Raw genomic sequence first — 15,200 nt, forward strand, 5'->3', positions numbered from 1 at the left:
TACTTTATTTTCCTTCTAACACTATAACCGAAAAAGGAGGGATGTTAACACTTAGTTTTCCTTTTTTTATTTCAAAATCTTTGAAAGCTACTGGTTTGATTTTGTTTGGATTATCAAATGAATTGTAATCTTGTATTTTAGATGAAGCAATCACTTGTCCAGTAACGGATTTGATTCCAATTTCACTAAGATCTATTTCAACTGTGTTTGCTTTTTTTGAATCAACATTTACAAGCGAAATATGAGTCAATCCCGTTTTGTCTTTTGAAGCCGAAATAGATAAAGCAGGAAGTGTTTGTCCATTATAAGTGTAAAGAGGAGAATTTAAAGTAATTGGTAATAATTTTGCATCTTGATGTACACTATATAATTGCATAACATGGTAAGTAGGCGTCAAAATCATTTTAGCTTTATCGGTAAGAATCACAGCTTGTAAAACATTAACACACTGGGCTAAGTTAGCAATACGAACTCTATCCGCATGGTTGTTAAAGATGTTAAGAGTTGCTCCTGCTAAAACCGCATCTCTCATCGTGTTTTGTTGGAACAAAAACCCTGGATTAGTTCCTTTTTCTACTTCATACCAACCTCCCCATTCGTCTACGACTAAGGCAATTTTTTGTTTTGGATCGTATTTGTCCATAATTGCCGCATGCTTGGTAACTAATTCTTCCATTTTCAAAGCTTCTTTCATTGTGGCGAAATATTGCTCTTCGGTAAAATCTACTGCATCTCCTTTTTTCTTCCAATTGATAACAGAATAGTGGTGCATGGCAACTCCTCCTAGCATACCCCCAGGAATGTTTTTCATTAATGTTTCTGTCCAATTATAATTATCACTATTTGCACCAGATGCAATGCGCATCAGGCCACCAGTATTTTCCCAGTCAGACATGAATGTGGCAAATTTTCTATATTCACCTGAGTAATATTCAGCGGTCATGTTACCACCACAGCCCCATGCTTCATTTCCAACTCCCCAGAATTTTACTTTCCAAGGTGCTGTTCTTCCATTTTTTTTACGCAAATCGCTCATCGGGCTTTTTCCGCCAAAGTTGGAATATTGTACCCAATCTGCTAGTTCCTGTACGGTTCCGCTACCTACATTTCCAGAAAGGTAAGGTTCTGCGCCTAATACTTCACATAAATTAAGGAAATCATGTGTTCCAAAACTATTGTCTTCGGTTGTACCACCCCACCATTGATTTACGATTGTAGGTCTGTTTTCTTTTGGGCCAATACCATCTTTCCAGTGATATGTATCAGCAAAACAACCTCCTGGCCAACGAAGATTTGGTATTTTTAATTTTTTTAAGGCATCGATAATGTCGTTACGAACTCCTGCGGTATTTGGTATTTTAGAAGTATCGCCTACAAAAAAACCACCATAGATACTACGTCCTAAATGTTCAGCAAAGTGGCCATAGATGTTTTTGTTTATAGTTGGTGCATTTTCAGTATTTTTTATAGTAACTGCTGTAATTTCTTTTTGTGCAAAGCTTGTTTGATTGCAAATAATTAGAATAAATAATAATAGGATAGTTTTTTTCATAATGACCGTGTCTTATTTCTTATAAGTGTAAATTTTACATTTGTAAATGTATGTAAAAAAAAAACACTAACAAATTAATCTAATAAAAATAGAGTCAAAAAATAATGAATATCTTAAGATTTGATGTAAAATTTTGAAAAAGTTGCTATTTTTAAATAGTAAAAATAATGATAATATTTATAATTGCTTAATTATCAGAAAAATATATTTAAATATAAATATGTTTTATTAGTGTTTAAGCCACATTAAATATTGATTGTTATTTTTCTGGAAGTTCTTATATTTACGACAAAATAGATAAGAAATGCTAAATAGTTATAGTACGGCAGACAAAGTTCTTCTTGCGGTAGATTGTATCATTTTCGGGTTTGATGATGAAGGGCTGAAAATTCTTTTGATAAAAAGAGATTTTGAACCTGAGAAAGGAAGATGGTCACTAATGGGAGGATTTCTTAAGAAGGAAGAGGTTTTAGATACTGCGGCAATTAGGATATTGAATACCTATACAGGCTTGCAGGATATTTATATGGAACAGCTCTATACGTATAGTGAGATTGATCGTGATCCAGTTGAAAGAACGATATCTGTTGCTTATTATGCTTTGATTAATATTGAAAATCATAATACAGAATTGATTCAGAATTACCACGCCAAATGGTTTAGTGTTTCTGAAGTTCCAAAATTGATTTTTGACCATGATAATATGTTAGCTCATGCTATTCGAAGGTTGCGTTATAGAACTTCGATGAAACCAGTTGGCTTTGAACTCTTACCAGAAAAATTTAAAATGAGTCAGTTGTTGAAGTTGTATGAATCTATTTTGGACAAAGAAATCGATAAAAGAAACTTTATAAGCAAAATAAATTCGCTGGATATTTTGATAAAATTAGATGAAAAGGATATGACTTCTTCGAGAAAAGGTTCTTATCTCTATACTTTTGACAAAGAGAAGTACGATGCGAAACTTTTGAATCACTTTGCAGTAAATTTTTAAGAATATTTTTTACAAAGAGTTTCTAATAATTAAGGCGCTTTTGTTTTCAATTTGTTCCTTTTTTCCAGTAAGAACCATTTGTGCTAACAATTTTCCCATAGCTGTAAAATCTGTTGAAATAGTAGTAATCCCATTCGATACTACTTTTTTTAAAGGCGTTTCGTTATATGAAATTATGCCGAAATCAGTTCCAAGTTTTAGATTTTGTTCTCTGGATTTCTCAATTACCCGAACGAGGTCTCTATCATTTGGGATAATATAAACACTTCCAATAGTGATTTCATTATCCGTAAATTCTTGAATAATTTGATGTTCAATAGCGTGTTCTGAACAATAATTTTCAAATCCAATTTTCATCCCTAGAGGTTCTCTAAAACCAGGGAAAATCATGATGAATTTTTTATATTTATTGAGTCTTGACTTCCCTTTATTAAGACCTTCGAAGATGTCTTTTTTGTGATTTTGATAGATTGCCGGGAAGGTTTTTAATTGCTCATTTGTTTGATCTAAGATAATTACATCATTTGCAGGAAGGGTTTTTATAAATGCAACCACATCAATTAAGTTAGTTGGCATAATGATGTATTTGGTATAATTTCCATTACTGTCGTTTATTAATTTTTGAAAAACCTGAACATTAAAATGATGGAAGAAAATATCTACCTGAACATTCTTTCCAATATTTTTTAAAAATGAATTGTAGATGTCTTCTTTGAAAATATTAAGTTCGTCAAAAAGTAAAAATATCTTTTGCTTTATGGTTATCTCTACGCTTTTTACATAATATCCTTTTCCTGGTATTGCGAATATGATACCTCTTTTTTTAAGTTCATCATATCCTAAAAGAACGGTATCCCGGGATAGCGAAAACTCTAAACAGATTTTGTTTATTGATGGCAGCCGATCACCTTTTACAAATTTCCCCTCTTCAATTGCTTTTTCAATAGAATTAATGATTTGTTTGTATTTTGGAATGCCAAGGTTGTCGTGGATAGAAATGATTTTCATAACAATGGGGTGTTCTTTTGTGCAAACATACAAAAAACTGGTAGGTACTGGTATGTTTATGTCGAATTATGTTTTATTTTTGAAATCAAAATTTCATAATAAAACAATGAAAATAAAACGCAATTCATAAATTATGACAAATTCTATAAGCAAATCATTTGGATTGATGCCAAATGGTGAAGAAGTATACTCTTACGAATTATCCAATAAAAATGGAATGAGCTTAAAAGTAATCACTTACGGAGCGACACTTACGGAGCTAAAAGTACCATTAAAAAACAGTGAAATTGTCGATGTTGTTTTGGGATTTGATACTTTGGAAGGTTACTTGAAATCGTTTCAGCTTCAAGGATCTCCTTATATGGGGACAACTGTAGGGCGATATGCTGGAAGGATTCATAATAGTACTTTTACTTTGAATGGAAAAAAAATACAGTTAAATAAAAATAACGGTGATAACTCTTTACATGGAGGTATTATTGGGTTTAGTGAAAAAGTATGGACTGTTGAAAAAGTAATCGAAGGAGAAAATCCAGCAATAACGTTGAGTTATTCTAGTCCAGCAAATGAAGAGAATTATCCAGGAAACTTAACTGTTGAAGTTACTTATACATTATCCGATACAAATGAGGTAAGTATTCACTTCAATGCTAAAACTACCGAGGATACTGTAGTGAATTTAACCAATCACAGTTATTTTAATTTGGATGGTCATTTGTTTGATGTGAAAGATCAGGAGTTGATTGTAAATTCTAATCAAGTACTGGAAACTACTGCCGATAACATTCCAACTGGTAGGTTTTTGGAAGTAACCAATACTCCTTTTGATTTTTTAACACCAAAAAAATGCCCTTCTTCAATTGATAACACTTTTGTGGTAACTAAGAAAAGTGAATTTGAGGCTTCACTCTTTAGCAAGAAAAATAATTTAAAAATGTTAGTCCACACAGATCAGCCTGGAGTTCACATCTATGTTGGTGGTAATTGTTTTAATGAAGTAAAAGGAAAAGAAAATGCAGATTATCATCCTTTAAGTGGTATTTGTTTTGAAACACAAAATTTTCCAGACGCGCCTAATCATGAACATTTTCCAAGTGCTGTTCTAAAAAAAGGAGACGAATACAATCATACAAGTATATTTAAATTCCAATCACTTTAATAGAAAGTACTATCATGAAGAAAAACATAATCCTATTGTCACTCCTGTTAGTAGCAATTCAGTTTGTTTTTTCATGTAGTGCTGGTACTAAAACAGTTGAAAAATCTAAAGCGAATTCTTTTGCCAAGGGTGCCGATGTGGGTTGGTTACCTCAAATGGAAGCTACCGGTTATCAGTTTTATGATGCCGATGGGAGTAAAAAAGATTGTCTGCAATTATTGAAAGATCGTGGAATCAACACTATAAGATTGCGTGTTTGGGTAAATCCTTCGAAAAATAAAGCAAGCGGACATTGTAGTAAAGAAGAAACGGTTGCAATGGCGGTTCGTGCTCAAAAAATGGGAATGCGCATTATGATTGATTTTCATTATAGTGATTCTTGGGCCGATCCAGGGAAACAAACCAAACCGCTGGAATGGAAAAATCATACTTTTTCAGAATTGTTAAACGATGTTTATCTTCATACAGAAGATGTTTTGAAAGCACTAAAACAGTCAGGAGTTACTCCGGAATGGGTGCAAATCGGGAATGAAATTCCTGGAGGGATGTTATGGCCAGAAGGAAGTACTGACAATTTTAATCAATTGGCTCAATTACTTAATAAAGGCTATGATGCAACCAAGGCGATAGATAAAAATATCAAAGTGATTGTTCACTTAGACGAAGGAAATAATAGTAAAAAATTCAGATGGTTCTTTGATAATGCTAAAGCGAATAATGTAAAATATGATGTAATCGGAATGTCCTATTATCCATTTTGGATTAAAAGTGATTATAAAGAAAACATTGGAGATTTGGCTAATAATTTAAACGATATGTCAGCTCGATATAATAAAGAGGTGATGATTGTTGAAGTTGGCGGCGATTATACTTTGGAACAAAACACACACAATATGTTGGTCGCTGTTATAAAAGCGGTAAAAGCGGTGCCTAACAACAAAGGTTTAGGTGTGATTTATTGGGAACCTCAAGGAGAAAAATCTTGGAGCAAATACCAATTAAGTGCTTGGAAATCGGATGGGAAACCGTCAATGGCATTAGATGCGTTTAAAGAATAGTTTAATTAGTTGAGCTTTAAAATAGAATAGAAAATGCAGTAAATCCATAATTTAAATTAAATGAAAATAATTCTAAAATACATATTATTTCTTACGTTAGTCGCTTTGCCTTTTGCGGAAGCGCAAGCACAAAGCCGAACAAAACTTAATTTCGGTTCCGATTGGGAATTCAAAAGAGAAGAACCAAATTCGAATTGGGAAAATGTTACTATTCCGCACACCAATAAAATTGAAAATTTGGTAGTTATCAAGCAGTTTCAAGGAACTTCATGGTATCAAAAAAAGTTTAAAACGAACTTTACCAAGGATCAGAAAGTGTTTTTTTACTTCGAAGGTGTAATGCAACAAGCCGAAGTTTGGATTAATGATCAAAAAGTGACAACTCACATAGGAGGATATTTGCCATTTACAGTAGATGCAACTCCTTTTATTGATACAGAAAAAGAGAACACAATTAAAGTTAAAGTCAACAACGAAGATAACGCTGATTTTTTGCCAGGGAAACCTTTGAAGGATTTGGATTTTAACTATTATGGAGGGATTTACAGAAATGTATATTGCATTACCACCAATAAATTATACATCACTGATGCTGTTCATGCTGGTAAAAAAGCAAGCGGAGGAATTTATGTCAATTTTGATGCTATTGCAAAAGATAAAGCAACGGGTACAGTTCAAGTTGATTTGAAAAATGAATTTACTACTGATCAAAATGCAGTATTGAAATTTACAATATCCAATAAAGCTGGAGATAAAACAGTATCACAATCAGAATCAATCCTAATAAAAGCTAATTCAGACCAAGCTATTACTCAAAAGATTAGTGTCAAAAATCCAAAATTATGGTCTATTTCAAACCCTAACTTATATACTTTACAAGTTGAAGTAGTTGTTAATGGAAAAACAATTGATAGTTATTCGAAGAAAATTGGAATTAGAAAATCGGAAATAAAAGCCGATGGTTACTATTTAAATGATGAAAAATTATACATAACAGGAACTAACGAGCATCAGGAATATCCATATTTAGGATATGCTATTTCAGATGAAGCTCAATATCGTGATGCTGTAAAAATTAAAAATGCAGGTTTTGATTTTGTACGTATGTCACATTATCCACATGCCGAAGCTTTTTTGAATGCCTGTGATGAATTGGGAATTTTAGTAATGAATAGTTTGACAGGCTGGCAATTTTTTGGAAATGAAACTTTCCAGAAAAATGCCTATCAGGATATTCGAGATATGGCTAGAAGAGATCGTAACCATCCTAGCATTATTTTTTGGGAAGCTTCGTTGAATGAGACGAGAATGAGCGAAAAATTTATGGTAGAAGCAACTAAAACACTTCATGAAGAATTGCCATTTGCACATAATTATAGTGCCAGTTGGGTTGATAATGCTAATTACGATTTATTTATTCCAGCTCGTCAACATGGTAAAGCGCCAAATTATTGGACAAAATACAATAAGCCAAACCGCAAAATCTTTATCGCAGAATATGGAGATTGGGAGTATTATGCTCAAAATGCAGGTTTTAATCAAACGGAATTTTCAAATCTAAAAAAAGAAGAAAGAAGTTCCAGACAATTACGTGGTGCTGGTGAGCAAAGATTGTTGCAACAAGCGTATAATTTTCAAGAATCGGCAAACTCTAACAGAAAAGGTGCTCAGACTATTGGCGAAGCCAATTGGGTAATGTTTGATTATAATAGAGGGTATAGTCCAGATCTGGAAAGTTCTGGTATTAGTGATATTTTTAGAATACCTAAATTTGCTTTCTATTTTTACCAAAGTCAACGTTCTGCGAATATTTCTTTAGATAAAAAATTAGTTTCTGGACCAATGCTAAAAATTGCTAATTATTGGACTGCTAATTCTCCATTGAATGTAACAGTGTACAGTAATTGTGATGAAGTAGCTTTGTATTTAAACGATATTTTGGTGGCTAAAGAAAAACCATTGGTAAATACAAATAGTGATGAACTAAAACATGCTCCTTTTGTTTTTAAAATCAATAAATTTGCAGCCGGTACTTTAAGAGCCGAAGGATTTATCAAAGGTAAAAAGGTGGTTTCAGATATTGTAAAAACTCCTGAAACTGCTGCCAAAATTGAATTGAGTTATGATGTTTCGAGCCAATTAATAAATCCAGCAGCTCCAGATATGGTTTTTGTTTATGCCAAAATTGTAGATAAAAACGGAACTCTTATTCCAACAGCTACTGATGAAGTGACTTTTGCGTTGACAGATGGGAATGCCGAATTAGTAGGAGGGAATCCAATAAAAGCCGAAGCGGGTATCGCAACAATAGTTTTGAAAACAAAAGATCTTAAAAAGAAAATTGTTGTTCAAGCATCGAGTGTCGCTTTAAAATCGAATACTTTAACAATCTCTAAATAATAGTAATTTAAATATAATGAACGATTTATTAATAAAAGAAACGACTTCTTTTTTTCAAGAAAAATTTGGTACCGCTCCCGAAAAAATAGTGCTTTCTCCAGGGAGAATAAACATTATTGGAGAACATATCGATTATAACGATGGTTATGTTTTGCCAGCGGCAATCGATAAAATTATTTGTTTCGCTTTCGCTAAAAATAATTCGAAGCAATCTAAAATCTTTGCTATTGACTTGAATGAGGAATTTGAAGTTGATTTGACTAGCGAGATTACATTAAGCAAAGTAGTTTGGACCAATTATATCTTGGGAGTAATCAAACAATTGCAAGATAATGGATTTTCATTCGACGGCTTTAACTGTGTATTTAGCAGTAATATCCCAACTGGTTCAGGTTTGTCTTCTTCTGCAGCTTTAGAATGTGGGACAATCTTTGGAATCAAAGAGCTTTTTGATTTATCAATTCCAAAAGTTGATATTGCATTAATGGGTCAAAAAGCAGAACACTGGGTTGGTATCAATTGCGGAATAATGGATCAGTTTTCAAGTGTAATGGGACTTGAAAATAAAGTAATCAAAATTGATTGCAAAACATTGGATTATAGCTATCATGAAGCTAATTTTAATGATTATTCTTTAATATTGTTTGATTCAAATGTAAAGCATTCGTTAATGACATCAGAATATAATGTTCGTCGACAAGAATGTGAGGAAGGACTTGCTATCATCAAAACTAATTTTCCAGAAATTACCAGTTTTAGAGATTGTAATGAAAGTCATGTAATTAGTTTGAAAGATAAAATGTCTCCTAATGTATTTGTTAGATGTCATTTCGTAGTTAAAGAAATTAATCGTGTTGCTCTTGCTTGTGAGGCTTTAGATAAAGGAAATATCGAAGAACTTGGGAAATTGCTTTTCGAAACTCATGAAGGTTTATCCAAAGAGTATTTGGTAAGTTGTGACGAACTTGATTTTATTGTTGATACTTTGAAAAAAGAAAAAGCGGTAATTGGTTCTCGATTAATGGGAGGCGGTTTTGGAGGTTGTACCATCAATTTGATTAAAAAAGATGAAGTAGAAGCGATCAAAGCAAAACTTGCTCAGTTATATAAAGAAGCTTTTGATATAGAATTGAAAATTTATGATGTGAAAATCGGAAACGGTACATCATTATATAAAACAAATTAGAATGAAAAAATTTGATATAAACGAAGATCCACACAGACGTTTTAATCCATTAATTAACGAATGGGTTTTGGTATCTCCACATAGAGCTAAAAGACCTTGGCAAGGACAAAATGAAAAAATTCATACGGATGAACTTCCTGAGTATGATCCTACATGTTATTTATGTCCTGGAAATGTTCGTGCCAATGGTGAAATCAATCCTAAATATGACTCAAGTTTTGTTTTTGAAAATGATTTTGCAGCCGTAAAACAAGAGCCAATTTTGTTTGAAGAAGATTCCAAACCTACATTCTTTAAAGCACAGCCAGAACAAGGAATTGCTAGAGTAGTTTGTTTTTCGCCAAAGCATAATTTGACTTTGCCAGAAATGGATCTTCCAGGTATTGAAGCGATTATTAAAACTTGGCAAAAAGAATATACTGATTTAGGAAGTGTTGATTACATTAACCATGTTCAGATTTTTGAAAACAAAGGAAGTGTAATGGGATGTAGCAACCCGCATCCACACGGGCAAATATGGGCTCAGTCTTCTTTGCCTACGCAAGTTGAGAAAACACAAAATAGTTTGAAAGCTTATTTTGAAAAAAATAACAGCAACCTTTTGCTGGATTATCTTCAAGAAGAACTGAAACAAAAAGAGCGTATAGTTGTTGAGAATGATCATTTCGTGGCTTTAGTTCCTTTTTGGGCAATTTGGCCTTTTGAAACAATGATCATCAGTAAAAGACATATTACAAAAATAACAGAGTTCACATCAGAAGAAGTTTCGGCTTATGCTTCAATTTTAAAGGTATTAACGATAAAATACGATAATCTTTTTGAAACTTCTTTTCCGTATTCTTCTGGAATTCATCAAGCGCCTACAGATGGAGAATCACATCCAGAATGGCAATTTCACATGCATTTTTACCCACCATTATTGCGTTCAGCTTCGGTAAAGAAATTTATGGTTGGATATGAGATGATGGGAGAAGCACAAAGAGATATTACACCCGAGAAAAGTGCAGCATTATTAAAAGCATTACCGGAGGTTCATTATAAAAACAAATAAAGATGAGCAAAATAGTTGTTACAGGTGGTTTAGGTTTTATTGGATCTCACACCGTTGTTGAATTACAGAACCAAGGTTTTGAAGTTGTGGTGATTGATAATCTTTCTAATTCTTCAATAGAAGTTTTGGAAGGTATTGAGCGAATTACTGGTAAAAAACCAATTTTTTCGGGTATCGATTTAAGAGAAAAAGCAGCCGTTCAAAGTTTCTTTGCCGAACATGATGACGTAGCTGGAGTAATCCATTTTGCCGCTTCTAAAGCTGTTGGAGAAAGTGTGAAAAATCCTTTGTTGTATTATGAAAACAACTTAGGTGCTTTGGTTTATATTTTACAAGAATTAGAGAAAAAGAAAAATGCAAACTTTATTTTCAGTTCGTCTTGTACAGTTTACGGTCAAGCCGAAGTGATGCCTATTGCAGAAACAACTCCTATTCAGCCTGCTTTATCTCCTTACGGAAATACGAAGCAAATCGGTGAAGAAATTATCGAAGATGTAGTTAAGGTAAGTGATATCAATGCTATTTTGCTTCGTTATTTCAATCCTATTGGATCACATCCATCTGCCGAAATTGGAGAATTACCTATTGGTGTGCCACAAAATTTAGTGCCATTTATTACTCAAGCAGGTATGGGATTGCGTGCGGAATTATCAGTGTATGGAAATGATTATCCAACCGTTGATGGAACTTGTGTACGTGATTATATCCATGTAGTTGATTTAGCGAAAGCCCACGTAATTGCATTGCAGCGATTATTGAATAAAAAGAATCTTGAGCCTTTAGAAATTTTTAATCTTGGTACAGGAACTGGAAGCTCTGTTTTGGAAGTAATTGCAGCGTTTGAAAAAGTAAGCGGTAAAAAATTGCCTTATAAAATAGTAGAACGTAGAGAAGGAGATGTGACTTCGGCTTATGCTAATACCGATAAAGCAAATACGGTTTTGGGATGGAAGACGGTTTCAACTCTGGAAGAAGCTATGGCAAGTGCTTGGAAATGGGAGCAAAAGATTAGAACCAGTGCAGATTTTAAGCCTAAAAATGCATAGTTAAAAGCTAATTTGATGATGGATACTTGTAATAAGCGAAATAAATGTTCTAAATACACTTATGGATATTGCAGATAACAATTTTTATTTTACATTTGGCTTCAATAATTCATAAAAAAAGAATAGAATAATAACACATATTTTATTTTATGTTTAATTTGAGTATTAAATTGCTCGATTTTCTTATGAAGATGCATTATATTCGTATCCCGAAATTAATTGGATTTTAGATTATTAAAACAAACAAAATAACCCTTATATTAACTTTTAAAAAAACTATTTACTAATGAGCAATAATTTAGCTTTTGCAGATTACGCAGTATTTATAATTTATTTTATAGCGGTTTCCGTTTACGGATATACCATTTATCGCAAGCGTGAAAGAAATGAACACGACGCCAAAGCCTATTTCCTGGCTGAAGGAACTTTAACATGGTGGGCAATTGGAGCCTCTTTAATCGCTTCAAACATTTCAGCAGAACAATTTATCGGAATGAGTGGTGAAGGATTCTTTTTAGGAATCGCTGTTGCTGCTTATGAGTGGATTGCTGCTATCGCTTTGATTATCGTGGCTGTTTGGTTTATTCCTGTTTATTTGAAAAACAAGATTTATACCATGCCACAATTTTTGAAAACGAGATATAACGAATCAACGGCCTTGATTATGGCGGTTTTTTGGTTGTTTTTATACGTTTTCGTGAACTTAACTTCTATCTTGTATTTAGGAGCTGTTGCAATTAACGGATTAGCTGGAGGTGAATACCTTCACGTTATTATGGTTGGATTAGCTGTTTTTGCTTTAATTATCTCTTTAGGAGGTATGAAAGTAGTTGCTTACACTGATGTAATTCAGGTTGCTGTTTTAATCATTGGAGGTTTAGTTACTTCATACATTGCCTTGACTACAGTTGCTCAATATTTTGGTTTTGGTCATGATGCTATTGCTGGTTTCCAAGTATTAATGGAAAAAGCACCAGAGCATTTTAAAATGATTATTCCAAGACCTACAGCGACTTCTACTCAATTAGAGATTGATAAATACCTTACTTTCCCAGGATTAATGGCTTATTTGGCTGGTATCTGGATTATCAACCTTAACTATTGGGGTTGTAACCAATACATCACTCAAAGAGCTTTAGGTGCTGATTTAGAAACGGCTCGTACAGGTATTTTATTTGCAGGATTCTTAAAATTATTAATGCCTGTTATCGTAATGTTGCCTGGTATTGCTGCTTATGTTTTATACCAAAACGGACATTTACCACAATTAGTTGGTGGAAAAGATGGCGCTTATTCAGCAATGTTAACTTTCCTTCCTACAGGTTTAAAAGGATTATCTGTTGCAGCTTTAACAGCAGCTATTGTTGCTTCTTTGGCTGGTAAAGTAAACAGTATTTCTACTATTTATACTTTAGACGTTCATAAAAAATACATTCAAAAAGATGCTACTGACAATGCTCAAGTAAACATTGGAAAATATGCAATTTTTGCTGCTATGCTTTTGGCTGTTTTGTTTACTTGGAATGACTTATTAGGAATTGGTGGTGTAGGAGGTTTTACTTATATTCAAAAATATACAGGATTTATTAGTCCTGGAGTATTCGCTATGTTCTTCCTTGGTATGTTCTGGAAAAGAACAACTGGTACAGCTGCTATCGTTGGTGTAATTTCTGGTTTCTTATTGTCAGTTTTATTCAATGAATTTGCACCTTCATTATTCGGAAACGAAACATTATTGTATACTGCTTACTCTAATGGAAAAGGAGCTTTCGAAATTCCATTCCATATTTGTATGGGATTATCATTTGCATTCACAATGCTTTTAATGATCGGTGTGAGTTTAGCTGGACCAAAAGTGAATCCAAAAGCATTCGAATTGGATACAGAAATGTTCAAATTGAAACCGCAAACTACAGTTATGATTGTAATTACTTTGTTGGTTATTTGTGCTCTTTACGCTAAGTTCTGGTAATAAATAATTGTTCTTAAAATAAAAAATGTGAAATCGAAGAAATTTGATTTCACATTTTTTTTATCACATAAGTTACCATTCCCCAAATGATGAGTTGGTTTTCTTCGGTAACTTTTATGGGTTCGTAATTAGGATTTTCTGGCATTAAATACAAACAGTCCTTTTCTACCTGAATACGTTTTACAGTAAATTCTCCATCAATACAACAAATCGCAATTTTATTGTTTTGCGGTTCTAAACTTCTGTCCACTACCAATACATCTTTGTCATTGATACCAGCATCAATCATAGAATTTCCTTTCACTCTGATGTAAAATGTAGCTAGAGGATTTTCGCTTAGCTCTTTATTTAAATCAATGTTGTTTTCCATAAAATCAGCAGCAGGCGAGGGGAAACCTGCAGAAACTCCTTCACATATGTACGGAATCTGTATTTCGCTTTCAAAATCAGGACGAAAGAAAGTCAGTTTTTGTTCTTTTTTTATAGACATTGTATTTCCAATATTTCTTTATAGGATGTAGTGTATTTTGGAGAAAGATGATTCTGATTCATATTCCATGTCAGCTTTAAATTTTGACTGGCTAATTTTACTTTGGTATCACCAATTTTATGATTCAGTTTGTCCATTGCTTTCATTAAAGCTAAATGTTTAGGATTTTCTTCATCAAATAATTGCAATTGTTTTTTGTTTTCGTCTATAAGTTCAGTCACAATAACACCTGCTTTTTTAAACTTGAGACTTTCATTGCCTTGATGCAATTTTTTTAGCATTCCCACAACGGTGTTTGTAATGGTTAAGGTCGAATGGGTAGCATAAGGTAGCGTTACTGCCATATTGAAATAGTATTTTGATGTTTGAACGGTATGTTTATCAACTACTAACATCAGAATAATAGTGTGACAGCAGGAATTTTGTTTTCGTAACTTTTCGGCACAAACAGCCGCAAAAGTAGTTACGCGTTCCCGAAGCAAATCAAAATCGGCTATTTGTTTAGGAAAGCTTCTTGTAGTGGCTATACTTTTCTTTTGTGTTGAAATAGGTTCTAAATCTAAAACAGACTTTCCTTCTAATTCACATTTTAGGCGTAAACCAATAACGCCCATTTCTTTCTTGATCCAGGCTTCGTGTTGCGGTTGAATAAAATCGAGTGCGGTATTGATTTTTCGAAGTTTTACTTTTTTGATGGTACGATAGCCAATGCCCCAAACATCTTCAATCTTGGTCCATTTTAAGGCTTTAAGACGCTTTTCCTCGCTGTCGATTACATAAATACCTTGCGTTCTGTCTTGAAATTCTTTTGCGATTTTATTAGCGATTTTGGATAATGCTTTTGTTTCGGCAATGCCAATGCATACTGGTAGTCCAACCCATTTATGAATCCGTTTTTTCATTTGAAGACCATAATCGTGATAGTCTAAAATGTTTAAACCATCAAAATTTAAGAAGGCTTCATCGATACTGTAAATTTCGACATTTGGAGTAAATTGTTCTAAAATTGCCATTACCCGATTGCTCAAATTTCCGTACAAGGCATAATTGGAGGAGAATAAAGTTACCTTTTTTTGTTGAACCAATTCCTTTATCTGAAATGCGGGTACGCCCATTTTAACTCCAGCTGCTTTGGCTTCATTACTTCTCGAAATCACACAGCCATCATTGTTTGATAATATCGCAATAGGTTGACCGTTGAATTTCGGTTGAAAAACACGTTCGCAAGATGCATAAAAATTATTACAATCGACTAAAGCATACATGTTACAAAATTACTGAATA

The 15,200-nt window shown here is 33.2% G+C and carries 12 protein-coding genes; 8 read left to right on the forward strand and 4 right to left on the reverse strand.

Going from position 1 to position 15,200, the window contains the following annotated elements; genetic code table 11:
• Positions 1-4 precede the first annotated feature (4 nt).
• Positions 5-1,552, reverse strand: coding sequence for an alpha-N-arabinofuranosidase (locus ACUN3A_RS10315; protein WP_445551212.1), 1,548 nt, complete (start codon positions 1,550-1,552; stop codon positions 5-7).
• Positions 1,553-1,856: 304 nt separating this feature from the next.
• Here ACUN3A_RS10315 and ACUN3A_RS10320 point away from each other — a divergent pair, with 304 nt between their 5' ends.
• The gene (locus ACUN3A_RS10320) at positions 1,857-2,546 is read left to right on the forward strand and encodes an NUDIX hydrolase (RefSeq protein WP_445551213.1); all 690 of its coding nucleotides are present in this window, start codon (positions 1,857-1,859) and stop codon (positions 2,544-2,546) included.
• Between the two features lie 9 nt (positions 2,547-2,555).
• Here ACUN3A_RS10320 and ACUN3A_RS10325 read toward each other — a convergent pair whose 3' ends face one another.
• The gene (locus tag ACUN3A_RS10325) at positions 2,556-3,554 is read right to left on the reverse strand and encodes a GntR family transcriptional regulator (protein WP_445551214.1); all 999 of its coding nucleotides are present in this window, start codon (positions 3,552-3,554) and stop codon (positions 2,556-2,558) included.
• Between the two features lie 133 nt (positions 3,555-3,687).
• Between ACUN3A_RS10325 and ACUN3A_RS10330 the strand changes: the two genes are divergently transcribed.
• The 7 genes from ACUN3A_RS10330 to ACUN3A_RS10360 all read left to right on the forward strand — a co-directional run bounded on the left by ACUN3A_RS10330 (position 3,688) and on the right by ACUN3A_RS10360 (position 13,426).
• Positions 3,688-4,713 carry an aldose epimerase family protein gene (locus tag ACUN3A_RS10330; RefSeq protein WP_445551215.1) on the forward strand — a complete coding sequence of 342 codons (1,026 nt, stop codon included), beginning with the start codon at positions 3,688-3,690 and terminating at the stop codon, positions 4,711-4,713.
• 14 nt (positions 4,714-4,727) lie between these two features.
• On the forward strand, positions 4,728-5,771 hold the full coding sequence (locus ACUN3A_RS10335) for a glycoside hydrolase family 53 protein (protein ID WP_445551216.1): 1,044 nt from the start codon (positions 4,728-4,730) through the stop codon (positions 5,769-5,771).
• Positions 5,772-5,831: 60 nt separating this feature from the next.
• Complete coding sequence (locus tag ACUN3A_RS10340) at positions 5,832-8,171, forward strand: glycoside hydrolase family 2 protein (RefSeq protein WP_445551217.1); 2,340 nt, start codon at positions 5,832-5,834, stop codon at positions 8,169-8,171.
• A gap of 16 nt (positions 8,172-8,187) precedes the next feature.
• Complete coding sequence (gene galK / locus ACUN3A_RS10345) at positions 8,188-9,357, forward strand: galactokinase (RefSeq protein ID WP_445551218.1); 1,170 nt, start codon at positions 8,188-8,190, stop codon at positions 9,355-9,357.
• A 1-nt stretch (position 9,358) separates the two neighbouring features.
• Positions 9,359-10,408, forward strand: a complete 1,050-nt coding sequence (locus tag ACUN3A_RS10350; RefSeq protein ID WP_445551219.1) for a UDP-glucose--hexose-1-phosphate uridylyltransferase — start codon at positions 9,359-9,361, stop codon at positions 10,406-10,408.
• Positions 10,409-10,410: 2 nt separating this feature from the next.
• Positions 10,411-11,454 carry a UDP-glucose 4-epimerase GalE gene (galE, locus tag ACUN3A_RS10355; RefSeq protein ID WP_445551220.1) on the forward strand — a complete coding sequence of 348 codons (1,044 nt, stop codon included), beginning with the start codon at positions 10,411-10,413 and terminating at the stop codon, positions 11,452-11,454.
• A gap of 286 nt (positions 11,455-11,740) precedes the next feature.
• Positions 11,741-13,426: a sodium/sugar symporter gene (locus tag ACUN3A_RS10360; RefSeq protein ID WP_445551221.1), complete on the forward strand. Its 1,686-nt coding sequence runs from the start codon at positions 11,741-11,743 to the stop codon at positions 13,424-13,426.
• Positions 13,427-13,475: 49 nt separating this feature from the next.
• On the opposite strand, the gene ACUN3A_RS10365 is transcribed toward ACUN3A_RS10360, so the two are convergent.
• Together ACUN3A_RS10365 and ACUN3A_RS10370 are read right to left on the reverse strand one after the other, a co-directional pair.
• Positions 13,476-13,916 carry a LexA family protein gene (locus tag ACUN3A_RS10365; protein WP_445551222.1) on the reverse strand — a complete coding sequence of 147 codons (441 nt, stop codon included), beginning with the start codon at positions 13,914-13,916 and terminating at the stop codon, positions 13,476-13,478.
• Positions 13,907-15,181, reverse strand: coding sequence for a Y-family DNA polymerase (locus ACUN3A_RS10370; protein ID WP_445551223.1), 1,275 nt, complete (start codon positions 15,179-15,181; stop codon positions 13,907-13,909). Before ACUN3A_RS10370 ends, ACUN3A_RS10365 begins: the two co-directional genes overlap by 10 nt.
• Positions 15,182-15,200 lie beyond the last annotated feature (19 nt).

This window comes from Flavobacterium sp. WC2509 (assembly GCF_052683105.1).

What these genes read in the sequence shown, in the direction of transcription:
- ACUN3A_RS10315 (WP_445551212.1), bottom strand. Translation starts at nt 1,552, where the DNA reads ATGAAAAAAACTATCCTATTATTATTTATTCTAATTATTTGCAATCAA.
- ACUN3A_RS10320 (WP_445551213.1), top strand. Translation starts at nt 1,857, where the DNA reads ATGCTAAATAGTTATAGTACGGCAGACAAAGTTCTTCTTGCGGTAGAT.
- ACUN3A_RS10325 (WP_445551214.1), bottom strand. Translation starts at nt 3,554, where the DNA reads ATGAAAATCATTTCTATCCACGACAACCTTGGCATTCCAAAATACAAA.
- ACUN3A_RS10330 (WP_445551215.1), top strand. Translation starts at nt 3,688, where the DNA reads ATGACAAATTCTATAAGCAAATCATTTGGATTGATGCCAAATGGTGAA.
- ACUN3A_RS10335 (WP_445551216.1), top strand. Translation starts at nt 4,728, where the DNA reads ATGAAGAAAAACATAATCCTATTGTCACTCCTGTTAGTAGCAATTCAG.
- ACUN3A_RS10340 (WP_445551217.1), top strand. Translation starts at nt 5,832, where the DNA reads ATGAAAATAATTCTAAAATACATATTATTTCTTACGTTAGTCGCTTTG.
- galK (WP_445551218.1), top strand. Translation starts at nt 8,188, where the DNA reads ATGAACGATTTATTAATAAAAGAAACGACTTCTTTTTTTCAAGAAAAA.
- ACUN3A_RS10350 (WP_445551219.1), top strand. Translation starts at nt 9,359, where the DNA reads ATGAAAAAATTTGATATAAACGAAGATCCACACAGACGTTTTAATCCA.
- galE (WP_445551220.1), top strand. Translation starts at nt 10,411, where the DNA reads ATGAGCAAAATAGTTGTTACAGGTGGTTTAGGTTTTATTGGATCTCAC.
- ACUN3A_RS10360 (WP_445551221.1), top strand. Translation starts at nt 11,741, where the DNA reads ATGAGCAATAATTTAGCTTTTGCAGATTACGCAGTATTTATAATTTAT.
- ACUN3A_RS10365 (WP_445551222.1), bottom strand. Translation starts at nt 13,916, where the DNA reads ATGTCTATAAAAAAAGAACAAAAACTGACTTTCTTTCGTCCTGATTTT.
- ACUN3A_RS10370 (WP_445551223.1), bottom strand. Translation starts at nt 15,181, where the DNA reads ATGTATGCTTTAGTCGATTGTAATAATTTTTATGCATCTTGCGAACGT.